This is a genomic window from Pseudomonas sp. B7(2017) (assembly GCF_002112745.1).
In the GTDB taxonomy this organism is placed as follows: Bacteria; Pseudomonadota; Gammaproteobacteria; order Pseudomonadales; family Pseudomonadaceae; genus Aquipseudomonas; species Aquipseudomonas ekonensis.
Map to the genome: position 1 here is coordinate 248,926 of NZ_NEIP01000004.1, position 23,533 is coordinate 272,458.

Sequence of the window (23,533 nt, forward strand, 5' to 3'; positions counted from 1 at the left end):
GCTTTTTCGGCGCCCGCAAAATCGATAGAACTTTCGGACCCGCGCTCACCTCATAGCTGACAGGCCCCTCTATCGAGGTAACGACATGGAGCTTGTCATCGCGCGTCCGGAAGGCTTGTACTGCCCTGCCGGGGATTTCTATATCGACCCGTGGCGGCCGGTCGAACGCTCGGTGATCACCCATGCCCACGGCGACCATGCCCGCACCGGCAACCGGCATTACCTGGCCAGCAGCGCCAGCGCCGCAGTCCTGCGCGCACGCCTGGGCCCGGACATCAACCTGCAGACCCTGCCCTACGGCCAGCGCCTGACCCACCACGGCGTCACCTTGAGCTTCCATCCCGCCGGCCATGTGCTGGGATCGGCGCAGATCCGGCTGGAATACGGCGGCGAAGTCTGGGTCGCCTCCGGCGACTACAAGATCGAGACCGACGGCACCTGCGCCCCGTTCGAACCGGTGCGCTGCCACACTTTCATCACCGAATCGACCTTCGGCCTGCCGATCTACCGCTGGCAGCCGCAGGCCGAGGTGTTCGCCGACATCAACCGGTGGTGGCAGGCGAACACCTGCGCCGGCAAGGCCAGCGTGCTGCTGTGCTATGCGTTCGGCAAGGCGCAGCGGATTCTGCACGGCATCGACCCGTCGCTCGGGCCGATCCTCTGCCACGGCGCGGTCGAGCCGCTGAACCGGGTCTACCGCGAGGCCGGCGTTCATCTGCCGCCGACGCGCTACGCCGGTGACGTGCAGAAGAACGACCCGTTGCTGCGCCAGGCCCTGATCATTGCCCCGCCCCAGGCGGGCGGCAGCAGTTGGATGCGCCGTTTCGGCGACTACAGCGACGGCTTCGCCAGCGGCTGGATGCGCCTGCGGGGCCCCCGGCGGCGGCGCGGCGTGGACCGGGGCTTCGTGCTGTCGGACCACGCCGACTGGCCCGGCCTGCTCTGGGCCATCGGCCAGACCGGCGCCGAACGCGTGAAGGTCACCCACGGCGCGGTCGGCACACTGGTGCGGCACCTGCGCGAACAAGGGCTGGACGCCCAAGCCTTCAGCACGGAATACGGCGACGACGAAGACGACAGCCCGGCCATCGCCCAGGTGCAGCCATGAAAGACTTCGCCCGCCTGTATGCCGAGCTCGACACCAGCACCTCCAGCAATGCCAAGCTCGCCGCCATGCAAGCGTATTTCACCCGGGCGGCGCCGCAGGATGCGGCTTGGGCCGTGTATTTCCTCGCCGGCGGACGTCCCCGGCAACTGGTGCCGGTGCGGATCCTGCGGGATCTGGCGGTGGAGCGGTCGGGGTTGGCGCCGTGGCTGTTCGAGGAGTGCTATCAGGCGGTCGGGGACCTGGCGGAAACCCTCTCGCTGGTGCTGCCGCAGAACCCGGACATCTCCGAGGAGGGCCTGGCCGAGTGGATCGAACGCAAGCTCTTGCCGCTGCGCGGCGAAACCCCGGAGTACCTGGCCCGGCAACTGCCGGCGCTGTGGGCACAACTGGACCGGCCGGGCCTGATGCTGTGCATCAAGCTGATCACCGGCAGCTTCCGGGTCGGCGTCTCGAAGCTGCTGGTGACCCGTGCCCTGGCCGCCATGGCCGGGCTCGACAGCAAACGCGTGGCGCAGCGGCTGGTGGGCTACACCGACCTCGCCAACCGGCCTGACGCGGCGCGCTACCTGCAACTGATCGCCCCCGAATCCAGCGAAGAGCACGCCCGGCGCGGCGGCCAGCCCTATCCGTTCTTCCTTGCCCATGCCCTGTCGCAGCCGCCGGAGCAGTTCGAGGCGCTGCTGGGCCCGCCCGCCGGTTGGCAGGTGGAATGGAAGTGGGACGGCATCCGCGCCCAGGCGGTGCGGCGCGACGGCCGGCTGTGGATCTGGTCGCGGGGTGAGGAACTGGTGACCGAACGCTTCCCGGAACTGGGCGGCCTGCTCCGCGGCTTGCCCGACGGCACTGTGATCGACGGCGAAATCGTGGTCTGGAAAGACACCCCGGGGTCGCCGTCGGTGCAGCCGTTCGCCCTGCTCCAGCAACGGATCGGCCGCAAGCGCCTGGACAAGAAAATCCTCGAGGACGCCCCGGTGGCGATGATCGCCTATGACCTGCTGGAGTGGCAGGGCGAGGATTGGCGCAATCGGCCGCAAAGCCAACGGCGCGAACAGCTGGAGCAGGTCATCGCAGGCTGCGCCGATCCGGTTCTGCGGCTCTCGCCGATCCTCACCGCCGACGACTGGGCAGGCCTGGCTCGCCAGCGCGAGGCTTCGCGGCGCCTGGGGGTGGAAGGCATGATGCTCAAGGCCCGTGATGCGCTGTACGGCGTAGGCCGCACCAAGGACATGGGTGTGTGGTGGAAATGGAAGGTCGATCCGTTCAGCGTCGATGCGGTGCTGATCTACGCCCAGCGCGGCCAGGGCCGGCGCGCGAGCCTCTACAGCGACTACACCTTCGCGGTGTGGGACGGCCCGTCCGGCGCCGGCCAGCGCTCGCTGGTGCCGTTCGCCAAGGCCTACTCGGGGCTGACCGACGAGGAAATGCGCCAGGTCGACATCATCGTGCGCAAGACCACCGTGGAGAAGTTCGGCCCGGTCAGCAGCGTCACGCCCAGCCTGGTGTTCGAACTGGGCTTCGAAGGCATCGCCCTCTCGCGCCGGCACAAAAGCGGCATCGCCGTGCGCTTCCCGCGCATGCTGCGCTGGCGCCAGGACAAGAGCGTGGACGAGGCCGACGACCTGGCCACCTTGCAGAACCTGCTGACCTGATCCCTCGCCGCACGAGCGTCACTCACCACGGCTGTCACAAAACGGTGCGGCGCATCGCACCTGCCCGATTCCGTGCACCGATCCCTCGCGCCATCCCTTCCTACACCTTTTAAAACACTTGTTCGGGACTCTGGTTCGGAAATTGCTACTTTCTATAAGTCGTAAGCGTTCCAGTAACAATACTTCTGCGCCCACAAGCGCTCTTATTGGTTCTTAGGGATTGAATAATGAAAAAAGCATTGCTGACCCTTTCTGCACTGGCGTTGTGCATGGCTGCCGGTTCCACGCTGGCCAAGGAGTACAAGGAGCTGCGGTTTGGCGTTGACCCTTCCTACGCGCCGTTCGAGTCGAAAGCGGCCGACGGCAGCCTGGTGGGCTTCGACATCGACCTGGGCAACGCGATCTGCGCCGAGCTCAAGGTCAAGTGCAAGTGGGTCGAAAGCGACTTCGACGGCATGATCCCGGGCCTCAAGGCCAACAAGTTCGACGGCGTGATCTCGTCGATGACCGTGACCGAGGCCCGCGAGAAGGTCATCGACTTCTCCAACGAGCTGTTCTCCGGCCCGACCTCCTTCGTGTACAAGAAAGGCGCCGGCATCACCACCGACACCGCGTCGCTCAAGGGCAAGACCGTCGGCTACGAGCAAGGCACCATCCAGGAAGCCTACGCCAAGGCCGTGCTGGACAAGGCCGGCGTGAAGACCCAAGCCTACGCCAACCAGGACCAGGTGTACGCCGACCTGGTCTCCGGTCGCCTGGACGCCTCGATCCAGGACATGCTGCAGGCCGAGCTGGGTTTCCTGAAGTCGCCGCAGGGCGCCGACTATGAAGTCAGCAAGCCGGTGGACGACAAACTGCTGCCGTCCAAGACCGCTGTCGGTATTAAGAAAGGTAACACCGAGCTGAAAGCGCTTTTGGATAAAGGTATCAAAGCGTTACACGATGATGGCAAATACGCAGAGATTCAAAAGAAACACTTCGGTGATCTGAATCTGTACAGCGGCAAGTAATGCCACGGCGCCCATCCCGGATGGGCGCCTTTCTCATCCGTTCAGGTTGCTGATTCATGTTCGAAAACCTATTACAGAATCTGGGGCTTTCCGCCTTCAGCCTCAAGGGCTTCGGCCCGTTGCTGTGGGAAGGCACCTGGATGACCATCAAATTGTCGGCGCTGTCGCTGCTGGTGGCCGTGCTGCTCGGCCTGATCGGCGCCAGCGCCAAACTGTCGAAGGTCAAGCTGGTGCGCCTGCCCGCCCAGCTCTACACCACGCTGATCCGCGGGGTGCCGGACCTGGTGCTGATGCTGCTGATCTTCTACAGCCTGCAGACCTGGCTGACCTCCCTCACCGATTACATGGAATGGGAATACATCGAGATCGACCCGTTCAGCGCCGGCGTGCTGACCCTGGGCTTCATCTACGGCGCGTATTTCACCGAAACCTTCCGCGGCGCGATCCTCGCGGTGCCCCGGGGCCAGGTCGAAGCCGCCACCGCCTACGGCCTCAAGCGCGGCCAGCGTTTCCGCTTCGTGGTGTTCCCGCAAATGATGCGTTTCGCCCTGCCGGGCATCGGCAACAACTGGATGGTGATGCTCAAGGCCACCGCGCTGGTGTCCATCATCGGCCTGGCCGACCTGGTCAAGGCCGCCCAGGACGCCGGCAAGAGCACCTATCAGCTGTTCTACTTCCTGGTGCTGGCCGCCTTGATTTACCTGCTGATCACCAGCGCCTCCAACTTCATCCTGCGCAAGCTTGAACGCCGCTACGCCGCCGGGGCCCGGGAGGCCATCCGATGATCGAACTCCTGCAGGACTACTGGAAAGCCTTCCTTTATACCGACGGCAACAACATCACCGGGCTGGCCATGACCCTCTGGCTGCTCAGCGCCTCGATCTTCATCGGCTTCATCACCTCGATCCCGCTGTCCATCGCCCGGGTCTCGCCGCACTTCTACATCCGCTGGCCGGTGCAGTTCTACACCTACCTGTTCCGCGGCACGCCGCTCTACATCCAGCTGCTGATCTGCTACACCGGGATCTACAGCCTGGCCGCCGTGCGCGCCCAGCCGGTGCTCGACAGTTTCTTCCGCGATGCGATGAACTGCACGATCCTGGCCTTCGCCCTGAACACCTGCGCCTACACCACGGAGATCTTCGCCGGGGCGATCCGCAGCATGAACCACGGCGAAGTCGAAGCGGCCAAGGCCTACGGTCTGACCGGCTGGAAACTGTACGCCTACGTGATCATGCCGTCGGCCCTGCGCCGTTCGCTGCCGTACTACAGCAACGAAGTGATCCTGATGCTGCACTCGACCACCGTGGCCTTCACCGCGACCATCCCGGACATCCTGAAAGTCGCGCGGGACGCCAACTCGGCGACCTTCCTGACCTTCCAGTCGTTCGGCATCGCCGCCCTGATCTACCTGACCGTCACCTTTGCGCTGGTCGGCCTGTTCCGCCTCGCCGAACGCCGATGGCTGGCCTTCCTCGGGCCGACCCACTAGGACACCTTTGCAATGCGCCATCAGATACATGAGCTGCTGGCCCCGCTGCCGGGGACCGCGCGCCAGATCCACAGCTTCCACTTCGGCCCGCAGAAGGGCCAAGGCAAGATCTACATCCAGTCCTCGCTGCACGCCGACGAACTGCCCGGCATGCTGGTGGCCTGGCACCTCAAGCGACGGCTGACGGAGCTGGAGGCCGCCGACCGCCTGCGCAGCGAAATCGTGCTGGTGCCGGTGGCCAACCCGGTCGGCCTCGAACAGGTGCTGATGGACGTGCCGCTGGGCCGCTACGAGCTGGAGAGCGGGCAGAACTTCAACCGCTGGTTCGTCGACCTCAGCGAAGAGATCGGCAACGACATCGCCGAGCGGCTGGGCGACGATCCCCGGCGCAACCTCGAACTGATCCGCGCCAGCCTGCGTGCAGCCCTTGATCGCCAGACCCCCGCCACCCAGCTGCAATCCCAGCGCCTGACCCTGCAGCGGCTGGCCTGCGATGCGGACATGGTGCTGGACCTGCACTGCGACTTCGAGTCCGTCACCCACCTCTACACCACGCCCGAGGCCTGGCCGCAGGTCGAACCGCTGGCGCGCTGCATCGGCTCCCAGGCCAGCCTGCTGGCCACCGACTCCGGCGGCCAGTCGTTCGACGAATGCTTCACGCTGCTCTGGTGGCAGTTGCAGGAGCGCTTCGGCGAACGCTTCGACATTCCGCCCGGCAGCTTTTCGGTGACCGTCGAACTGCGCGGCCAGGGCGACGTCAGCCATCCGCTGGCCGAACAGGACAGCCAGGCGCTGATCGATTACCTGACCCACTTCGGCGCGATCGCCGGCGAACCGGCGCCGCTGCCGCCGCTGCCCTTCCCGGCCACGCCGCTGGCCGGGGTCGAGCCGGTCGCCACGCCGGTCGGCGGGCTGCTGGTGTTCACCGCCACGCCGGGCCAGTACCTGGAGGCCGGCCAACAGATCGCCGACATCATCGACCCGATCACCGACCGCGTGACCCCCGTCCACTGCACCGTCGCCGGCCTGCTGTACGCGCGCTCGCTGCGCCGCATGGCCACCGCCGGCATGGTCGTCGCCCATGTGGCCGGCGCCGAAGCCTACCGCAGCGGCTATCTGCTTTCGCCTTGAGGATGCCTGTTCCATGTACAAACTGACTGTTGAAGACCTGCACAAGAGCTACGGCGACCATCAGGTGCTCAAAGGCGTTTCGCTCAAGGCCAAGACCGGCGACGTGATCAGCCTGATCGGCGCCAGCGGCTCGGGCAAGAGCACCTTCCTGCGCTGCATCAATTTCCTCGAACAGCCCAACAGCGGCGCGATGAGCCTCGACGGCCAGCCGATCCGCATGGCCACCGACCGCCACGGCATGCACGTCGCCGACCCGGACGAACTGCAGCGCCTGCGCACCCGCCTGGCCATGGTGTTCCAGCACTTCAACCTGTGGAGCCACATGACCGTGCTGGAGAACATCACCATGGCCCCGCGCCGGGTGCTGGGCTGCGCCAAGGCCGAGGCCGAAGACCGCGCCCGCCGCTACCTGGACAAGGTCGGCCTGCCGGCGCGGGTGGCCGACCAGTACCCGGCGTTCCTTTCCGGCGGCCAGCAGCAACGGGTGGCCATCGCCCGGGCGCTGGCGATGGAGCCGGAGGTGATGCTGTTCGACGAGCCGACCTCGGCCCTCGACCCGGAACTGGTCGGCGAGGTGCTCAAGGTGATCCAGGGCCTGGCCGACGAGGGCCGCACCATGATCATGGTGACCCACGAAATGAGCTTCGCGCGCAAGGTGTCCAGCCAGGTGCTGTTCCTGCACCAAGGGTTGGTGGAGGAAGAAGGCGCGCCGGAGGACGTGCTGGGCAACCCCAGGAGCGAGCGGCTGAAGCAGTTCCTCAGCGGCAACCTCAAGTGAACCGTCCCTGAAAACGCAACGGCCGGTCAGCGGAAACCTTTTCGGCTTCCGTTGACCGGCCGTTCGTTCGGGCGACGGTTCAAGCGACAGGCGCCGGCGGCGGTTCGTCCGGCAAGGTGGGCTCACCGGGTTCGGTCGGCTGTTCGTTGGGCGTATCGGGGTCGGGTTGACCGGGAATGCCCCCGGCCATGCCGACGGGCGGTTGCGCCAGCAACGACCAGGCCAATACCCCGACCTGATTGGGCTCGAGCCTTGCCAGTTCGGCGGTGATTCGCGGATCGATCTTCATGGGGGCCCTCCTCGGCGAAGGCCCGCTCTGCGCAAGGCAAAACGGGCGGTACACCCCATAGAGTGTCCACCCGCCGAAGAATTCCCGGCAAATGCCGGACGGACGGATCAGGTGCGCGGCAGGGTCACGCCGCGCTGGCCCTGATACTTGCCGCCGCGATCCTTGTAGGAGACTTCGCATTGCTCGTCGGATTCCAGGAACAGCATCTGCGCCACGCCTTCGTTGGCGTAGATCTTCGCCGGCAGGTTGGTGGTGTTCGAGAATTCCAGGGTCACATGGCCTTCCCACTCAGGTTCCAGCGGCGTGACGTTGACGATGATGCCGCAGCGGGCATAGGTGCTCTTGCCCAGGCAGATGGTCAGCACGTTGCGCGGAATGCGGAAGTACTCGACGGTGCTGGCCAGGGCGAAGGAGTTCGGCGGAATGATGCACACGTCGCTGTGAATGTCGACGAAGCTGCCGGCGTCGAAGTTCTTAGGGTCGACGATGGCCGAATTGATGTTGGTGAACACCTTGAAATGATTGGTGCAACGCACGTCGTAGCCGTAGCTCGACACACCGTAGGAAATCACTCGGCTGTCGTCGCTGCCGCGCATCTGGCGCTCGACGAACGGTTCGATCATGCCGTGTTCCTGCGCCATGCGGCGAATCCACTTGTCCGATTTGATGCTCATGGCGGGTGTCCTGAATAGCGAGGTGGAAAAAATCTGTCCGGCATCTTACCGGGCGCGTCGCCGGGTTCAAAGTCCGGGGCGCGATTATCCCCCCATCGCCAGGTTTCACGGGGCCTGGCGACGAACCGTCACACCGCCGGTCCCGAAAACGGAGAAACCTTCGCAAGAAGCATTGGCACGTTCATGAAAAAGGGTTAAGGTGGCGCCACTGTGCTGCTTGTGTCACTGAGAATCTCTCCACGATATGTTGAATTTCGATCCAACCGTCTACAAGAATTTTTCCTGCTCTTTGCACTCAGTCTCGGCCAGGGTTCTTCCTGAGTCGCAGTAATCTTTGTCCAAGGAGTTTCACCATGTCCAATCGCCAAACCGGTACCGTTAAGTGGTTCAACGATGAGAAAGGCTTCGGCTTCATCACCCCACAATCCGGTGACGATCTGTTCGTACACTTCAAAGCCATCCAGGCTGACGGTTTCAAAACCCTGAAAGAAGGCCAGCAGGTTTCTTTCATCGCTACCCGCGGTCAGAAAGGCATGCAAGCTGAAGAAGTACAAGTTATCTAACTTGTCGCTTTAGCGAAAAAAGAGCCCCGCCCTCAACGCGGGGCTTTTTTGTGGGCGCCTGCTTATGGCGCAGGCAAAAAAAACGCAGCCCGACGGCTGCGTTTTTTGTGGGCGGCGTTACCAGGCCACACCGAACCCGGCGGTGTAGCGGGTCTTGTTCAGATCCGCATCGTTGGTGCCGCTGATGATGTCGCGCTCGGCCTTGACGTTCAGCGAGGCCCAGTCGGTGACCTTGTAGCGCAGGCCCATCTCCGCATCCAGGGCGTAGTTCGCGACATCGGACAACGGCTTGCCGACTTCGCCGTTGGTGAAGAACTCCACCTTCTTGCCGATCAGGTAGCGGTTGTAGTCCCACTTCACCGCCACCGAGTAGAAATTGTCCTTGCTGCCGTCGCGGTACTCATAGTCGGTGCGGTTGAATAGCGAGCCCAGGGAGAACGCCCCCAGCTCGTCGTCCCAGAACTGGTAGCCTGGACCGGTGCCGACCACCCGCTGGCGCGCCAGCTCTTCGATGTGGTCGCGCTTGTAGCTCAGGCGGCCTCGCCAGAACCACTGATCGGTGAGGAAGCGGTCGAGGGAGTACTCGGCGCGCCAGTTGTCGGTGGTGGTGACGTCATCCTGCACCTCGCGGTTGTATTCGCCTTCACCGGTGTGCCGCCAGCGGCCGTGGCGCGCAGAGGTCTTGAAGCCGATGTCGTAGTCGTCGGTGTCCTTTTCGGCCCGCTGGTAATCCAGGGCCAGGTCGACGTTGCCCTTCCACACCAGATCCTCGACCACAGGCTTGGGCTTGAGGATCTGCTGGATGCTCGCCAGTTCGACGGTCTTCGGCGCCTCGCCGTTGGCCAGGGTGACCTTGCCGTCGCCGGCGGCGCTCAGCGACTTGGCCTTCTCGCCGCTGTAGGCATCCTGCTTGACCAGCAGTTCCTGATCGCTCTCCAGGGTCTTGACCTGTTTCCAGTCGATCGTGACGGCACCGGCGTACGGGGTCTGGATCAACAGCTTGCCGCCGTCGAACAGCGTGATCTTGCCGCTCAGCTTGTCGCCGTTGTTCAACCAGACGGTATCGGCAAGCAGGGGGGTGGATGCGCTGAAGACAGCGAGGCACAGCAGGGTTCTGGACAACATAAGCGAATCGGGGGCTCGAGTTTGCGGGAAAAAAGGTCGGCATTATCCGTAGGAATAAGTCCCTGACAACGACTGACATGACTATTTCTGTTGAGTTCATTTCTCAATTGGCCCTGCACCGATTAGGCTTAAAGGCATCGAGGCGATTGTTTTGCACAACCGCGCAGGAACCGCAGACGTGACAGACCCGAACCCAACCGACGAAAGCCAGGCGCAAATCCGACGCACGGCGCTCTACTCGACCCTGGCCCAAGTGCCCGAAGGCAAGGTCGTCAGCTATGGTCAATTGGCCGAACTGGCCGGGTTGGGGCGCGCCGCCCGCTGGGTCGGCCGCACCCTGAGCCAACTGCCCGGCGACACCCGGCTGCCGTGGCACCGCGTGCTCGGCGCCGGCGGCCGCATCAGCCTCCCGGCCGGCAGCCCATCGGGGGACGAACAACGGGCGCGGTTGCGCATGGAAGGGGTCACCGTCCTGAACAATCGTGTGGATATTCGGCGCCATGGCTGGCGTCCGGTAGAGCACAGCGGTTAGAGTGCGCGCTTTGTTTTCGCAATCTTGAGGCAGACTTCAGCCCATGCCCCGTAAAACCTGGCGCGCCGCGCTCGCCGCCTATGCCAGTCCTTCGACGCTCGTGCTGTTGTTGCTGGGTTTCGCCGCCGGCCTGCCGTACATGCTGGTGTTTTCAACGCTGTCGGTCTGGCTGCGCGAAGCCGGCGTGGCCCGCGAAACCATCGGCTACGCGAGCCTGATCGGCCTGGCCTATGCGTTCAAGTGGGTCTGGTCGCCGCTGCTCGACCAATGGCGCCTGCCGCTGCTGGGCAAACTGGGGCGTCGCCGCTCCTGGCTGGTGCTGTCGCAGTCGCTGGTGATCCTCGGCCTGGTCGGCATGGGTTTCTGCGATCCGCAGAAGCACCTGTCCTGGCTGATCGCCATCGCCGTCCTCGTCGCGTTCGCCTCCGCCACCCAGGACATCGCCGTGGACGCCTATCGCCTGGAGATCGCGGACGACAACCGCCAGGCCGCGCTCGCCGCCAGCTACATGTCCGGCTACCGGGTCGCAGCCCTGCTGGCGACCGCCGGTGCACTGTTCTTCGCCGAAGGCTTCGGCTCCACCGGCTTCAACTACCAGCATTCAGCCTGGACCGGCACCTACGTCCTGTTCGGCGTCCTGATGGTGCCGGCGCTGCTGACCTCCCTGCTGATGCGCGAGCCGCCCGTGCCGCTGCGCACCCAACTGCAGGCCGGCCGCTACACGTTCATGCACCAGCTGATGTCGGTGTTCGTGCTGATCATCCTGCTGGTGTCCGTGCCGGCGATGTTCACCCAGCTCTACAACACCGACTTCGCCAGCGTGCTGTTCGAAGGCGTCAGCCTGCTCGACCTGCTGCTGGAGGACCGCGCGTTCCTGCGGGCGATCCTCTACACCACCCTCACCTGCCTGTGCCTGTCGGCCATGGGCCGCCGGGGCCTGGCGCCGGTGCTGACGCCGGTCAACGACTTCATTTTGCGCTACCGCTGGCAGGCCCTGCTGCTGCTTGGGCTGATCGCCACCTACCGGATGTCCGACACGGTGATGGGCGTGATGGCCAACGTGTTCTACATCGACCAGGGCTTCACCAAGGACCAGATCGCCAGCGTCAGCAAGATCTTCGGCCTGATCATGACCCTCGTCGGCGCCGGCATGGGCGGCCTGCTGATCGTGCGTTTCGGCATCCTGCCGATCCTGTTCATCGGCGGCGCGGCCTCGGCGGCCACCAACCTGCTGTTCCTGATGCTGGCCGACATGGGCCCGAACCTGAAGATGCTGGTGCTGACCATCTCCCTGGACAACTTCAGCTCCGGCCTGGCCACCTCGGCGTTCGTCGCGTACCTGTCGAGCCTGACCAACCTCAAGTTCTCCGCCACCCAGTACGCCCTGCTCAGCTCGATCATGCTCCTGCTGCCGCGGCTGATCGGCGGCTATTCCGGGGTGATGGTCGAGAAGTTCGGCTACCACAACTTCTTCCTGATCACCGCGATGCTCGGTGTGCCGACCCTGGTGCTGATCGCCCTGCACTGGTTCCAGGAAAGCCGCCGCGAAGGCCCGACGCCGACGCCCGAGCCCGTGCAGGCGCCGGTCGCGGAAGAGTCGTAGGGCATTTCGCCAAAGGCGGGACGAATCCCGCCGTTCTGCCCCGCCGCCGGCCGCACGCCTGTACGTCAGCAAATCTCGCCCGTACAATGCTCCGTCTATTTCCAGTCTCAGCAACCGACAACGGCCAATCATGCGCACCAGTCAATTTTTGCTCGCCACACAGAAAGAAACGCCTTCCGACGCGGTCGTGATCAGCCATCAGCTGATGCTGCGCGCCGGCATGATCCGCAAACTCGCTTCGGGCCTGTACACCTGGCTGCCGATGGGCCTGCGGGTAATGCGCAAGGTGGAAGCCATCGTCCGCGAAGAAATGGACGCCGCCGGCTCTCTGGAAGTGTTGATGCCGGGCACCCAGCCGGCCGAACTGTGGCAGGAGTCGGGACGCTGGGAAGAATACGGCCCTGAACTGCTGCGCATCAAAGACCGCCACGGCCGCGACTTCTGCGCAGGCCCGACCCACGAAGAGGTCATCACCGACCTGATGCGCAACGAGTTGAGCAGCTACAAGCAGCTGCCGATCAACCTGTACCAGATCCAGACCAAGTTCCGTGACGAGATCCGCCCACGCTTCGGCCTGATGCGCGGCCGCGAATTCATCATGAAGGACGCCTACTCGTTCCACGCCGACCTGGCCTCGCTGCAGGTCACCTACGACCGCATGCACCAGGCGTACTGCAACGTGTTCACCCGCCTGGGCCTGAAGTTCCGCCCTGTGGAGGCCGACAACGGTTCCATCGGCGGCGCCGGCTCCCATGAGTTCCACGTGCTGGCCGAGTCCGGCGAAGACGACATCGTCTTCAGCAACGGCTCCGACTACGCGGCCAACATCGAGAAGGCCGAAGCCGTGCCGCGCGAAACCTCGCGTCCTGCACCGACCGAAGAGCTGCGCCTGGTCGACACCCCGGACACCAAGACCATCGCGGCCCTGGTGGAAAAATTCGGCCTGCCGATCGAAAAGACCGTCAAGACCCTGATCGTGCACGCCGAAGAGAAAGGCAAGCTGATTGCCCTGATCATCCGCGGCGACCACGAACTCAACGAAATCAAGGCCGCCAACCAGCCTGGCGTGGCCAGCCCTCTGGTCATGGCCAGCGACGCGGAGCTGCGTGACGCCATCGGCGCCGGCGCCGGCTCCCTCGGCCCGCTGAACCTGCCGCTGCCGATCATCATCGACCGCTCGGTCGAACTGATGAGCGACTTCGGCGTCGGCGCCAACATCGACGACAAGCACTACTTCGGCCTGAACTGGGAACGCGACCTGCCGGTTCCGACCGTGGCCGACCTGCGCAACGTCGTGTCCGGCGATCCGAGCCCGGACGGCAAGGGCACCCTGGAGATCAAGCGCGGCATCGAAGTCGGGCACATCTTCCAGCTGGGCAACAAGTACAGCAAGGCGATGAAGTGCGAAGTGCTGGGCGAGAACGGCAAGCCGGTCACCCTGGAAATGGGTTGCTACGGCATCGGCGTGTCCCGCGTGGTGGCTGCGGCCATCGAGCAGAACAACGACGAGAACGGCATCATCTGGAGCGACGCCCTGGCACCGTTCCAGATCGCCCTGGTGCCGCTGCGCTACGAGACTGACCTGGTGCGCGAAGCCACCGACAAGCTGTACGCGGAACTGACCGCCGCCGGCTTCGAAGTGCTGCTGGACGACCGCGACAAGAAGACCAGCCCGGGCATCAAGTTCGCGGACATGGAACTGATCGGCATCCCTCACCGGATCGTGGTCAGCGACCGTGGCCTCGCCGACGGCAACCTGGAATACAAGAGCCGTTCCGAGGCCGAGGCGCAAGCGCTGCCGGTCGCTGACGCGCTGTCCTTCCTGCAGGCCCGCATCCGCCGCTGACACCAGATAGAGACGTCATGTTCAAGCGAAACACCTTAGGCCTCGGTGGCGCCGCCCTGTGCGGCGCCCTGCTGGTCAGCGGCTGTGCCAACCACATGTCGCAACGCAGCGAGCACGAGGAACGGGTCGAGCGCAAACTGCTCGATCACAGCCTGCAGATCGATGTCGGCGAGCCCAAGGTGCTTGAGCTGCCGCAGCGGCGCGTGAAGATCCACGAGCAGAAGACCTTCGAGGTCACCGAGTTCGAGGTCACCCGTCACTACGACCGCTACACGCCTTACCAACCCTGGCGGGAAATCTACGAGATCCCGCTGGGTGCGGTGGCGGTGGTGGCCGGCGTCGGCGCCAACGTGGTCAACGTGTTCGCCCTGGGCAACCTGCCGGACAGCGTGACCAAGGACTGGCTGAGCTACGGCTTCGCCGGGCTCAACCCGTTCATGAACGTACAGTCCCACGGCCGTGCGCAACAGAACCTGGCCGGCATCGACGAAGTCCAGCGCGACAAGCGCACGGAATACTCAAGCCTGCCGTGGAGCGAGCGCCCGGTTCAGGTCAAGGCCGGCAAGCAGACCTTCGACATGACCACCGACCGCAACGGCGTGCTGCGCCTGAACCTGCTGGACAGCCCGTTCGCCGAGCATGACCTCAATCACCTGGGCAAACTGCAGATCAGCGTGGAAGACGCCAAGGACGACGTGCACACCGACTCGTCGCTGGCGATCAGCGGCCACCTGCGCGGCAAGCTGCTGGAGGCCCACGCGCTGATCTACGACGATCTGGAAGACGACGAAGTGAGCCAGTGGGTGCACCGGGTCAAGCGCCTGTCGGAGCTGGGCCTGGAAGAGGAAGCCAGCGAGCTGGAACAGAGCCTGATCGAGCTGACCCGCAACGATCCGGAACTGCAGACCGAATTCCTCAAGTCCCTGACCAGGGATGCCGGGCGCCTGGTGGCGGATCCGGGGCCGAACTGAGAACAAAGCAATGGGGGCCATGGCGGTCTGCCTGACGGGCCGCCTTAGCCAGGCTCCACCACCGGATCAGCGCTCAAACAGCTCCATCTGCTCGAACCCGCCCCGCAGATCCTCCAGCCTCACCCCCACGCCCAGCAACCGCACCGGCTTGCCGCCCCGGTTGAACGCCTGGGTCAGCATCAACTGATAACTGCCCAGATCCCGCCCTGCCCCGGCCTGCTCCAATGTGGTCTGGGTGAAGTCATGGAACTTCACCTTGACGAACGGCTTGCCCGGCCGGTAGCTGCTGTCGATCCGCGCCATGCGGGTCTTGAGGGTCTCCAGCAGTTCCGGAAGCTTGTCCAGGCAACTACGCAGATCCGGGAGATCGACGTCGTAGGTGTTTTCGACGCTGATCGACTGCCGGCGGCTGTCGTTGTGCACCTGCCGCTCATCGATCCCGCGGGCCAAGCTCCACAGACGCTCGCCGAAACTGCCGAACTCGCGCACCAGCGTCAACTTGTCCCATTCGCGCAACTGCCGGCAGTCGTCGATGCCCAGCTTGTGCAGCTTGTCGGCGGTGACCTTGCCCACGCCGTGCAGCTTGCCGACCGGCAAGCCGGCGACGAAGTCCTCGACCTGGTCCGGCGTGACCACGAACAGACCATTGGGCTTTTTCCAGTCGCTGGCAATCTTGGCCAGAAACTTGTTCGGCGCCACCCCGGCGGACACCGTGATGTGCAGCTGATTGGACACCCGTCGGCGGATGTCCTGGGCGATCCGTGTGGCGCTGCCGCCAAAATGAGCGCTGTCCGACACATCGAGGTAAGCCTCGTCCAGCGACAGCGGTTCGATCAGGTCGGTGTAGTCGCGAAAGATCGTGTGAATTTCCTTCGACGCCTCGCGATAGGCGTCCATCCGGGGCTTGACGATGGTCAGATCCGGGCACAGCTTCAGTGCATGGCCGGAAGACATGGCCGAACGCACGCCGTACGCACGCGCCTCGTAGTTGCATGTAGCGATCACCCCGCGACGCTCCGGCGAGCCGCCAACGGCCAGAGGCTTGCCGGCCAGGCTCGGGTCGTCACGCATCTCGATGGCGGCGTAGAAACAGTCACAGTCGATGTGGATGATTTTTCGCTGGGTCATGACAGAAAGGAAAACATGGCAAGCCGGATCGGCAGTATCTCACTGACACCTGTATATAGCACCAGTACTCAGAAGGTTCTTTTTCACCCGTAGGAAATCCGAACCGAATTTATTTCTTCAATCGAGATTAGCCGGGCAATAGAGCTGAAACCCTTGCCCTGCCTGCCCCGCAGCCTTCCAGGCCACCGTGAAATTCCGCTAAGCGGTTGAAGCTCAACAGATTTTTTCCACATTGCCGGTTGACACCCCGGCAATCCTCTGTAGAATGCCGCCACATCAGACGCGGGATGGAGCAGCCTGGTAGCTCGTCGGGCTCATAACCCGAAGGTCGTCGGTTCAAATCCGGCTCCCGCAACCAAACATCAGAAAAGGCCACTTGAAAAAGTGGCCTTTTTTGTGCGCGCGTGTATTGCAGGCGCGACACAAACCCTTGCGACTGAACCACTTAGCGCTCCCCCGCAGGCCGTCCGGCCGAAATGCACACTAATTTGACCCTTATCCGCATTAGCGGTTGACACTGCGCCGCCGGTCTGTAGAATGCCGCCTCACAGACGCGGGATGGAGCAGCCTGGTAGCTCGTCGGGCTCATAACCCGAAGGTCGTCGGTTCAAATCCGGCTCCCGCAACCAAACATCAAAGAAGGCTACTCGAAAGAGTGGCCTTTTTTGTATCTGTGGAAAAAGTCCTTTCGCAACAATGATCTGTCATCGTGCAGTGAACCCTTCAGGATCCTCAGACCCGCCGCACAGCGACTATGCTTGAGTCGCGGGCCGGTGCCTGCGATCCGGAAACCGCCCTCGCCGCCATCCGGCGGGAGGCGTAGTATTTTGTGATTATTTTTTTCTACAGGGATTGGTAACTTGGCTGGATACCCCCATCCTGTCGCGCACAATCCACGAGGTGATTGATGCGCGCCAACTCGTCTGATCCACAAGACACCGTCACAGCGACCCAACCGATCAAGACCGAGCGCCTGCGCTTGCTGGATCGCCTGAGCAAGTACCGCCAGCCGATCGGCCTGGCGGTTACGCTGCTGCTGTTCGCCATCGCGCTGATCGCGTGCCGCCACCTGTTGAGCGAGCTCGATCTCGACGCCCTGCACGACTCGATCCTGGACGTACCGAAACCGGCCCTGCTCGGCGCCTTCGGCGCGACGGTCGCCGGCTTCATCATCCTGCTGGGCTACGAGTGGTCCGCCAGCCGCTACGCCGGCGTGACGCTCGCGCCGCGCACCCTCGCCCTCGGCGGCTTCACCGCGTTCGCCATCGGCAACGCCATCGGCCTGTCGCTGCTGTCCGGCGGCTCGGTGCGCTACCGTCTGTATGCGCGCCACGGGCTGGGCGCGACGGAAGTCGCGCATATGACCCTGTTCGCCAGCCTGTCGCTGGGTTGCGCCCTGCCGCCGCTGGCCGCCCTCGCCACCCTGAGCGACCTGCCCGCCGCCTCGCAGGCCCTGGGCCTGTCCGAAGGCCTGCTGGGGACGATCGCCGGCGCCGTGCTGCTGCTGGGCTCGATCCTGGTCATCGGCATCTACCGCCGGCGCCTGCCGGAGCAGCCCTACCCGGACAACCTGCTGGTCAAGGCCGGCCGCCGCACCCTGCGCCTGCCGGGCCGGCGCCTGACCGTCCTGCAACTGGTCATCACCGCCCTCGACGTCGCCGCCGCCGCCACCGTGCTGTACCTGCTGCTACCGGAAGCCCCGCCGTTCGGCGCCTTCCTGCTGGTGTACCTGCTGGCCCTGGCCGCCGGCGTGCTCAGCCATGTGCCCGGCGGCGTCGGCGTGTTCGAAGCCATCCTGCTGGCCGCCTTCGCCGACAAGCTCGGCGCCGCGCCGCTGGCCGCCGCGCTGCTGCTGTACCGCCTGATCTACGTGGTGCTGCCGATGCTGGTGGCGTGCGTGCTGCTGCTGATCAACGAAGGCCAGCGCCTGTTCCAGTCCCAGACCCTGCGTGCGGCCTCCGGCCTGGCGGCGCCGATCCTGGCGGTGCTGGTGTTCCTGTCCGGCGTGGTGCTGCTGTTTTCCGGCGCGACCCCGGAGATCGACACGCGCCTGGAACACATCGGTTTCCTGATTCCCCACCGCCTGGTCGATGCCTCGCACTTCGGCGCCAGCCTGATCGGCGTGCTGTGCCTGATGCTCGCCCAGGGCCTGCGCCGCCGGCTGTCGGCGGCGTGGATGCTGACCACCATCCTGTTGCTGGTGGGCGCCCTGCTCTCCTTGCTCAAGGGGTTCGACTGGGAAGAAGCCACCCTGATGACCCTCACCGCCGCGCTGCTGGGGGTGTTCCGCCGTTCCTTCTATCGTCCGAGCCGCCTGACCGAGCTGCCGTTCTCGCCGCTGTACCTGGTGGCCAGCCTGTGCGTGCTGGGCGCATCGACCTGGCTGCTGCTGTTCGCCTACCAGGACGTGCCGTACAGCCATCAGTTGTGGTGGCAGTTCACCCTCGACGCCGATGCCCCGCGCGGCCTGCGCTCGCTGCTCGGCGCCGCCGTCCTGCTGCTGGTGATCGCCCTGACCTGGCTGCTGCGCACCGCGCGCCCGGTGATCCACCTGCCGACCGCCGACGAACTCGACCGCGCCGCGAAAATCCTCATGGCCTCGTCGCAGCCCGACGGCGGCCTGGCCCTGACCGGCGACAAGGCGCTGCTGTTCCACCCCAACGATGAAGCGTTCCTGATGTACGCCCGCCGCGGCCGCAGTCTGGTGGCCCTGTACGACCCGATCGGCCCCGGCCAGCAGCGGGCGGAAATGATCTGGCAGTTCCGCGACCTGTGCGACATCCATCACGCCCGCCCGGTGTTCTACCAGGTGCGCGCCGAGAACCTGCCGTACTACATGGACATCGGCCTGACCGCGATCAAGCTCGGCGAAGAGGCCCGGGTCGATCTGCATCGCTTTGACCTGGATGCCAAGGGCAAGGAGATGAAGGACCTGCGCTACACCTGGAACCGCGGCACCCGCGACGGCCTGTCGCTGGAGATCCATGAGCCGGGCCAGGCGCCGATGGACGAGCTCAAGGTCATCTCCGATGCCTGGCTGACCGGCAAGAACGTGCGCGAGAAAGGCTTCTCCCTGGGCCGTTTCAGCGACGACTACCTGAAGCATTTCCGCATTGCGGTGATCCGCTTCGAAGGCCGTCCGGTGGCGTTCGCCAACCTGCTCGAGACCTACAGCCATGACCTGGCCAGCCTCGACCTGATGCGCTCGCACCCGGATGCGCCGAAGCTGACCATGGAGTTTCTGATGGTCGGCCTGATTCAACACTATAAGAGTCACGGATACGCGCGCTTCAGCCTGGGCATGGTGCCGCTGTCGGGGTTGCAGCCCCGGCGCGGGGCACCGCTGACCCAGCGCCTGGGCTCGATGGTATTCCGCCGTGGTGAGCAGCTGTACAACTTCCAAGGCTTGCGCCGTTTCAAAGACAAGTTCCAGCCTGATTGGGAACCCCGTTACATGGCCGTGCCCGCCGGACTCGATCCCCTGGTGGCGCTGGCCGACACTGCCGCCCTGATCGCGGGCGGCTTGACTGGATTGGTGAAACGCTGATGATTCAACGCTCCCTGAAGTACATCCTGGCCACGCTGATCGTGCTGGCCGTGATTGCCGGCGGCGGATTCTGGTACCTCAAACGCCCGGCACCGGAACCGACCCTCGAACAACTGACGCCCGCCGACGGCCCGGCCATGACCCGGGTCATTCCCGGCACCAAGCCCAAGGCCCAGGTGCTGGTGGCGGTCAACGACGACCAGAAGCTCAGCGACAAGCAACTGAGCACCCTGAGCCGCAGCGCTTCGGCGCAGATCGTTCAGGTGATCCTGCCCAAGGACTGCCTGCAGCAAAGCCGTGCCCTGCAGACCGGCCTGCGCCAACTGAACGGGCCGGCCACCCTGGTCAGCGGCATCGGCCCGGGCGCGGTGCTGGCCTGGCGCTGGCTGTCCGAGCAGAAGGACGACAAGGCCCAGGCCGTGTCCGTCGACCTGGCCCTGGAAAAGGGCGGCTGCACTCACCTGCTGCCGAAATCCGCCGCCCACGGCCACTGGCTGGTGGCGTGGAACGACAACCCGGACGACACCAGCGCCGGCTTCGTGCGCGACCAGCCGAACGCCGAAACCAGCATCAGCGACTACGACATCAACCTGCCGCAGGTGCTGAACAACGAACTGCGCAAGCTCCTCGTCGGCGGCGACAAGGCCAACGGCGGCCTGCAGATTCCGGTGGTGGAAGTCCCGGCCGGCCAGGCCCGGGACACCGTCACCCTGTTCCTCTCCGGCGACGGCGGCTGGCGTGACCTGGACCGCGACGTGGCCGGGGAAATGGCCAAGATCGGCTACCCGGTGGTGGGCATCGACACCCTGCGCTACTACTGGCAGCACAAGAGCCCCGAGCAGAGTGCGCTGGACCTGACCGAACTGATGCAGCACTACCGGCAGAAATGGGGCACCAAGCGCTTCATCCTCACCGGCTACTCGTTCGGCGCCGACGTGCTGCCGGCGATCTACAACCGTCTGCCGGAAACCGAGCAGCAACGGGTCGACGCCATCATCCTGCTGGCCTTCGCCCGCACCGGCAGCTTCGAGATCGAAGTCGAGGGCTGGCTCGGCAACGCCGGCAAGGAAGCCGCCACCGGTCCGGAAATGGCCAAGCTGCCGGCCGCCAAGGTGGTGTGCATCTACGGCGAGGAAGAGACCGACGAAAGCGGCTGCACCGACAAGACCGCCGTGGGCGAAGCGGTGAAGCTGCCCGGCGGCCACCACTTCGACGAGAACTACCCGGCGCTGGCCAAGCGCTTGGTGGATCTGATCGAGAAGCGTCAGGCGAGCGAGCAGACCGCCGCCGAGTAACCTGAGCGGCCTCAATGAAAAGCCCCCGCAGCCGCAAGGCTCCGGGGGCTTTCGTTTAAAGGCGACGCTCTGCGGCGTCGTAGACCTCTTCGTCGCGTCGCGCGCCGACGGCGACGATCAGAACCTGGATGGCCTTACCGTCGACCCGATAGACAATCCGCGTGTCGCCGGTTCGGATCCGCCTGCAGCCGGCAAGGCTGGCCCTCAACGGTTTGCCGATCTTGTCCGGCTCGCCATGGATGATCCGCTCTTCAATGACATCGAGAATCCGGTTGGCCGCTGCCGCTCCCAGCTGATCCAGATCGCCCTGGACTTCCGGATGATAAACCACTCCCCAAACCATCCAGCGCTCCCTTAATCCTTCCGGGCGTACCTTGCCCGCATATCCTCATGACTGACTGCGCGGGTCTGATCAAAGCTGCCCAGACGCTCACGGGCTGCCGCTTCGATGCGCAGGTTCTCAAGCTCGTCCAGCATTTCCTGATAGGCCTGCACATTGATGATGACCGCTGCCGGCTGGTTGTCCTTGAAGATGACCAGACGTTCGGTGGCACGACTGGAAATCTCCTTGAGCCTCGCGCTGAAGCCCCGGATCATGGCAGTCACGGAGATAGCCTGTTCAGCACGCTCTAGTAATGCCGTCATATTCACCTCTTGCTCAGTTGCTGTTGCGCACGATAATGCACAGAGTATTGCGTTGTATTAAACACAGTGCAACTTGATGCTTCCGTCGTGCACCCCGCAACCGAACGCTCCCGCCGCCCACAAAAAAGCCCCCGCCAGCCGCAAGGCCGACGGGGGCTTTCGCTTTACGGCGGGATTACATCTCCACCTGCGTCCCCAGCTCGATCACCCGGTTCAGCGGCAGGTTGAAGAAGCGCAGGTTGCCGTTGGCGTTCTTCAGCATGAAGGCGAACAGCGCCTCGCGCCAACGGGCCATGCCTTCGAGCTTGGAGGCGATGACCGTTTCGCGGCTGAGGAAGTAGGTGGTGCGCATCGGGCTGAAGTCCAGGTCGTCCAGATGGCACAGTTTCAGCGCCTGGGGCACATCCGGCTCGTCGGTGAAGCCGAAGTGCAGGATCACCCGGAAGAAGCCTTCGCCGTGGGCCTCGACCTCGAAGCGCCGGGACGGCGGCACGCGCGGGATGTCTTCGTAGACCACCGTCAGCAGCACCACTTGCTCATGCAGCACCTGGTTGTGCAGCAGGTTGTGCAACAGGGCGTGGGGCACGGCGTCGGAGCGGGCGGTCAGGAACACGGCGGTGCCCTGCACTCGGTGCGGCGGCTGCACGCGGATGCTGCTGATGAAGATCGGCAGCGGCAACGCGCCTTCGTCCAGACGCTCGACCAGCAGTTGCTTGCCACGCTTCCAGGTGGTCATCAGGATGAACAGCGCCAGGCCGGCGATCACCGGGAATGCGCCGCCCTGGACGATCTTCGGCACGTTGGCGGCGAAGTACAGGCCGTCCACCAGCAGGAAGCCGAGCAGGACCGGCACGGCGAGCACCGGCGGCCACTTCCACAGCAGCAGCATCACCGCCGACACCAGGATGGTGGTCATCAGCATGGTGCCGGTCACGGCCACGCCGTAGGCCGAGGCCAGGGCGCCGGAGGACTCGAAGCCGATCACCAGCAGCACCACGCCGACCATCAGCGACCAGTTCACCGCACCGATGTAGATCTGCCCTTGCTCGTCGCTGGAGGTGTGCTGGATGTACATGCGCGGGATGTAGCCGAGCTGGATCGCCTGACGGGTCAGGGAGAACGCGCCGGAAATCACCGCCTGGGACGCGATCACCGTGGCCAGGGTCGACAGGCCCACCAGCGGGATCAGGGCCCAACTAGGCGCCAGCAGGTAGAACGGGTTGCGCGCGGCGTCCGGGTTCTCCAGCAGCAGTGCGCCCTGGCCGAAGTAGTTGAGCACCAGGGCCGGCAGCACCAGCAGGAACCAGGCGCGGGCGATCGGCTTGCGGCCGAAGTGGCCCATGTCGGCGTACAGCGCTTCGGCGCCGGTCAGCGCCAGCACCACCGCGCCGAGGATCGCCACGCCCATGCCGGCATGCACCATGAAGAAACGCACGGCCCAGACCGGGTTGAGCGCGTGCAGCACTTCCGGGTAGTGGCTGATGCCGTAGATCCCGAGGGCGCCGAGCACCAGGAACCAGGTGACCATGATCGGCCCGAAGAGAATGCCGATCCGCGCCGTGCCGTGCTTCTGGATCAGGAACAGGCCCACCAGCACCACCAGCGACAGCGGCACCACCCAGTGGTCGATGCCCTCGAACGCCAGCCCCAGGCCTTCGATGGCCGAGAGCACGGAAATCGCCGGGGTGATCATGCTGTCGCCGTAGAACAGCGCCGCCCCGATCAGCCCGCAGACCACCAGCAGCGTGCGCAGCCTGGCCCGCTGCCCCGCCGCCCGCCGCGCCAGCGCGGTGAGGGCCATGATCCCGCCTTCGCCCTGGTTGTCGGCGCGCAGCACGAACATCATGTACTTGATCGACACGACCCAGATCAGCGACCAGAAAATCAGCGACAGGATGCCCAGCACCCCGTCGTGATTGACGGGCACGCCATAGGCGCCGGAAAACACTTCTTTCAGGGTGTACAACGGACTTGTGCCAATGTCGCCGTAAACCACCCCGACCGCCGCGACCAGCATGCTCAGCGGCTTGGTTGCCGAACCTTCGGCGCCCGCCGCATGACTACTTGCGTGACCCATCCAACACTCCTGATTCCCAGACCGGCCTCTGAACGAAGCACTTTGCTTTTTGATGCAGCCTGCGCCCTTA

21 protein-coding genes and 2 tRNA genes are annotated in these 23,533 nt (G+C 64.6%); 16 read left to right on the plus strand and 7 right to left on the minus strand.

What is annotated here, in order from left to right; all coding sequences use genetic code 11:
* Positions 1–85 precede the first annotated feature (85 nt).
* From CAG29_RS10240 to CAG29_RS10270, 7 genes are all read left to right on the plus strand, one after another.
* On the plus strand, positions 86–1,108 hold the full coding sequence (locus CAG29_RS10240) for a ligase-associated DNA damage response exonuclease (protein WP_085694361.1): 1,023 nt from the start codon (positions 86–88) through the stop codon (positions 1,106–1,108).
* Positions 1,105–2,757: an ATP-dependent DNA ligase gene (locus CAG29_RS10245; protein ID WP_085581588.1), complete on the plus strand. Its 1,653-nt coding sequence runs from the start codon at positions 1,105–1,107 to the stop codon at positions 2,755–2,757. Before CAG29_RS10240 ends, CAG29_RS10245 begins: the two co-directional genes overlap by 4 nt.
* Positions 2,758–2,984: 227 nt before the next feature.
* On the plus strand, positions 2,985–3,767 hold the full coding sequence (locus CAG29_RS10250) for a transporter substrate-binding domain-containing protein (protein ID WP_085581586.1): 783 nt from the start codon (positions 2,985–2,987) through the stop codon (positions 3,765–3,767).
* Between the two features lie 56 nt (positions 3,768–3,823).
* Positions 3,824–4,552: an ABC transporter permease gene (locus CAG29_RS10255; protein WP_085581584.1), complete on the plus strand. Its 729-nt coding sequence runs from the start codon at positions 3,824–3,826 to the stop codon at positions 4,550–4,552.
* Positions 4,549–5,259, plus strand: a complete 711-nt coding sequence (locus CAG29_RS10260) for an ABC transporter permease (protein WP_085581582.1) — start codon at positions 4,549–4,551, stop codon at positions 5,257–5,259. Before CAG29_RS10255 ends, CAG29_RS10260 begins: the two co-directional genes overlap by 4 nt.
* A gap of 12 nt (positions 5,260–5,271) precedes the next feature.
* Positions 5,272–6,390: a succinylglutamate desuccinylase/aspartoacylase family protein gene (locus CAG29_RS10265; protein ID WP_085694364.1), complete on the plus strand. Its 1,119-nt coding sequence runs from the start codon at positions 5,272–5,274 to the stop codon at positions 6,388–6,390.
* Between the two features lie 13 nt (positions 6,391–6,403).
* Positions 6,404–7,168, plus strand: coding sequence for an ABC transporter ATP-binding protein (locus CAG29_RS10270; RefSeq protein WP_085581578.1), 765 nt, complete (start codon positions 6,404–6,406; stop codon positions 7,166–7,168).
* A 79-nt stretch (positions 7,169–7,247) separates the two neighbouring features.
* Here CAG29_RS10270 and CAG29_RS10275 read toward each other — a convergent pair whose 3' ends face one another.
* Both CAG29_RS10275 and dcd read right to left on the minus strand, forming a co-directional pair.
* A complete protein-coding gene (locus CAG29_RS10275) occupies positions 7,248–7,457 on the minus strand; it encodes a hypothetical protein (RefSeq protein ID WP_085581576.1) in 210 nt (69 codons plus the stop codon).
* A 107-nt stretch (positions 7,458–7,564) separates the two neighbouring features.
* Entirely contained in the window at positions 7,565–8,131 is a 567-nt protein-coding gene (dcd, locus tag CAG29_RS10280) for a dCTP deaminase (protein WP_085581574.1), read from the minus strand.
* A 353-nt stretch (positions 8,132–8,484) separates the two neighbouring features.
* Between dcd and CAG29_RS10285 the strand changes: the two genes are divergently transcribed.
* Complete coding sequence (locus CAG29_RS10285) at positions 8,485–8,694, plus strand: cold-shock protein (protein WP_017902777.1); 210 nt, start codon at positions 8,485–8,487, stop codon at positions 8,692–8,694.
* A 117-nt stretch (positions 8,695–8,811) separates the two neighbouring features.
* On the opposite strand, the gene CAG29_RS10290 is transcribed toward CAG29_RS10285, so the two are convergent.
* Positions 8,812–9,819 carry a DUF481 domain-containing protein gene (locus tag CAG29_RS10290; RefSeq protein WP_085581572.1) on the minus strand — a complete coding sequence of 336 codons (1,008 nt, stop codon included), beginning with the start codon at positions 9,817–9,819 and terminating at the stop codon, positions 8,812–8,814.
* A gap of 178 nt (positions 9,820–9,997) precedes the next feature.
* On the opposite strand from CAG29_RS10290, the gene CAG29_RS10295 reads away from it, so the two are divergent.
* From CAG29_RS10295 to CAG29_RS10310, 4 genes are all read left to right on the plus strand, one after another.
* Positions 9,998–10,351, plus strand: coding sequence for an MGMT family protein (locus CAG29_RS10295; RefSeq protein ID WP_085581570.1), 354 nt, complete (start codon positions 9,998–10,000; stop codon positions 10,349–10,351).
* Between the two features lie 43 nt (positions 10,352–10,394).
* Positions 10,395–11,954: an AmpG family muropeptide MFS transporter gene (locus CAG29_RS10300; RefSeq protein WP_085581568.1), complete on the plus strand. Its 1,560-nt coding sequence runs from the start codon at positions 10,395–10,397 to the stop codon at positions 11,952–11,954.
* A gap of 130 nt (positions 11,955–12,084) precedes the next feature.
* The gene (locus tag CAG29_RS10305; RefSeq protein ID WP_085581566.1) at positions 12,085–13,800 is read left to right on the plus strand and encodes a proline--tRNA ligase; all 1,716 of its coding nucleotides are present in this window, start codon (positions 12,085–12,087) and stop codon (positions 13,798–13,800) included.
* A gap of 17 nt (positions 13,801–13,817) precedes the next feature.
* Positions 13,818–14,771, plus strand: a complete 954-nt coding sequence (locus tag CAG29_RS10310) for a hypothetical protein (RefSeq protein ID WP_085632129.1) — start codon at positions 13,818–13,820, stop codon at positions 14,769–14,771.
* A 66-nt stretch (positions 14,772–14,837) separates the two neighbouring features.
* On the opposite strand, the gene dinB is transcribed toward CAG29_RS10310, so the two are convergent.
* Entirely contained in the window at positions 14,838–15,899 is a 1,062-nt protein-coding gene (dinB, locus tag CAG29_RS10315) for a DNA polymerase IV (protein ID WP_085581562.1), read from the minus strand.
* Positions 15,900–16,180: 281 nt separating this feature from the next.
* Between dinB and CAG29_RS10320 the strand changes: the two genes are divergently transcribed.
* The 4 genes from CAG29_RS10320 (at position 16,181) to CAG29_RS10335 (ending at position 20,741) form a co-directional block, all read left to right on the plus strand.
* A tRNA-Met gene (locus CAG29_RS10320) sits at positions 16,181–16,257 on the plus strand.
* 194 nt (positions 16,258–16,451) lie between these two features.
* A tRNA-Met gene (locus tag CAG29_RS10325) sits at positions 16,452–16,528 on the plus strand.
* Positions 16,529–16,806: 278 nt separating this feature from the next.
* Complete coding sequence (gene mprF, locus CAG29_RS10330) at positions 16,807–19,446, plus strand: bifunctional lysylphosphatidylglycerol flippase/synthetase MprF (protein ID WP_085581560.1); 2,640 nt, start codon at positions 16,807–16,809, stop codon at positions 19,444–19,446.
* Positions 19,446–20,741: a virulence factor family protein gene (locus CAG29_RS10335; protein WP_085581558.1), complete on the plus strand. Its 1,296-nt coding sequence runs from the start codon at positions 19,446–19,448 to the stop codon at positions 20,739–20,741. The genes mprF and CAG29_RS10335 overlap by 1 nt, the downstream gene beginning before the upstream one ends.
* A 55-nt stretch (positions 20,742–20,796) precedes the next feature.
* On the opposite strand, the gene CAG29_RS10340 is transcribed toward CAG29_RS10335, so the two are convergent.
* The 3 genes from CAG29_RS10340 to CAG29_RS10350 all read right to left on the minus strand — a co-directional run bounded on the left by CAG29_RS10340 (position 20,797) and on the right by CAG29_RS10350 (position 23,403).
* The gene (locus CAG29_RS10340; RefSeq protein WP_085581556.1) at positions 20,797–21,084 is read right to left on the minus strand and encodes a type II toxin-antitoxin system RelE/ParE family toxin; all 288 of its coding nucleotides are present in this window, start codon (positions 21,082–21,084) and stop codon (positions 20,797–20,799) included.
* An 11-nt stretch (positions 21,085–21,095) separates the two neighbouring features.
* On the minus strand, positions 21,096–21,386 hold the full coding sequence (locus CAG29_RS10345; RefSeq protein ID WP_085694367.1) for a Phd-YefM: 291 nt from the start codon (positions 21,384–21,386) through the stop codon (positions 21,096–21,098).
* 175 nt (positions 21,387–21,561) lie between these two features.
* Positions 21,562–23,403, minus strand: coding sequence for a potassium transporter Kup (locus CAG29_RS10350; protein ID WP_371856103.1), 1,842 nt, complete (start codon positions 23,401–23,403; stop codon positions 21,562–21,564).
* Between the last annotated feature and the right edge of the window lie 130 nt (positions 23,404–23,533).

What these genes read in the sequence shown, in the direction of transcription:
- CAG29_RS10260 (WP_085581582.1), top strand. Translation starts at nt 4,549, where the DNA reads ATGATCGAACTCCTGCAGGACTACTGGAAAGCCTTCCTTTATACCGAC.
- CAG29_RS10240 (WP_085694361.1), top strand. Translation starts at nt 86, where the DNA reads ATGGAGCTTGTCATCGCGCGTCCGGAAGGCTTGTACTGCCCTGCCGGG.
- CAG29_RS10345 (WP_085694367.1), bottom strand. Translation starts at nt 21,386, where the DNA reads ATGACGGCATTACTAGAGCGTGCTGAACAGGCTATCTCCGTGACTGCC.
- dinB (WP_085581562.1), bottom strand. Translation starts at nt 15,899, where the DNA reads ATGACCCAGCGAAAAATCATCCACATCGACTGTGACTGTTTCTACGCC.
- CAG29_RS10310 (WP_085632129.1), top strand. Translation starts at nt 13,818, where the DNA reads ATGTTCAAGCGAAACACCTTAGGCCTCGGTGGCGCCGCCCTGTGCGGC.
- CAG29_RS10350 (WP_371856103.1), bottom strand. Translation starts at nt 23,403, where the DNA reads ATGCTGGTCGCGGCGGTCGGGGTGGTTTACGGCGACATTGGCACAAGT.
- CAG29_RS10245 (WP_085581588.1), top strand. Translation starts at nt 1,105, where the DNA reads ATGAAAGACTTCGCCCGCCTGTATGCCGAGCTCGACACCAGCACCTCC.
- CAG29_RS10340 (WP_085581556.1), bottom strand. Translation starts at nt 21,084, where the DNA reads ATGGTTTGGGGAGTGGTTTATCATCCGGAAGTCCAGGGCGATCTGGAT.
- CAG29_RS10300 (WP_085581568.1), top strand. Translation starts at nt 10,395, where the DNA reads ATGCCCCGTAAAACCTGGCGCGCCGCGCTCGCCGCCTATGCCAGTCCT.
- CAG29_RS10290 (WP_085581572.1), bottom strand. Translation starts at nt 9,819, where the DNA reads ATGTTGTCCAGAACCCTGCTGTGCCTCGCTGTCTTCAGCGCATCCACC.
- CAG29_RS10335 (WP_085581558.1), top strand. Translation starts at nt 19,446, where the DNA reads ATGATTCAACGCTCCCTGAAGTACATCCTGGCCACGCTGATCGTGCTG.
- CAG29_RS10250 (WP_085581586.1), top strand. Translation starts at nt 2,985, where the DNA reads ATGAAAAAAGCATTGCTGACCCTTTCTGCACTGGCGTTGTGCATGGCT.
- CAG29_RS10265 (WP_085694364.1), top strand. Translation starts at nt 5,272, where the DNA reads ATGCGCCATCAGATACATGAGCTGCTGGCCCCGCTGCCGGGGACCGCG.
- dcd (WP_085581574.1), bottom strand. Translation starts at nt 8,131, where the DNA reads ATGAGCATCAAATCGGACAAGTGGATTCGCCGCATGGCGCAGGAACAC.
- mprF (WP_085581560.1), top strand. Translation starts at nt 16,807, where the DNA reads ATGCGCGCCAACTCGTCTGATCCACAAGACACCGTCACAGCGACCCAA.
- CAG29_RS10275 (WP_085581576.1), bottom strand. Translation starts at nt 7,457, where the DNA reads ATGAAGATCGATCCGCGAATCACCGCCGAACTGGCAAGGCTCGAGCCC.
- CAG29_RS10305 (WP_085581566.1), top strand. Translation starts at nt 12,085, where the DNA reads ATGCGCACCAGTCAATTTTTGCTCGCCACACAGAAAGAAACGCCTTCC.
- CAG29_RS10255 (WP_085581584.1), top strand. Translation starts at nt 3,824, where the DNA reads ATGTTCGAAAACCTATTACAGAATCTGGGGCTTTCCGCCTTCAGCCTC.
- CAG29_RS10285 (WP_017902777.1), top strand. Translation starts at nt 8,485, where the DNA reads ATGTCCAATCGCCAAACCGGTACCGTTAAGTGGTTCAACGATGAGAAA.
- CAG29_RS10270 (WP_085581578.1), top strand. Translation starts at nt 6,404, where the DNA reads ATGTACAAACTGACTGTTGAAGACCTGCACAAGAGCTACGGCGACCAT.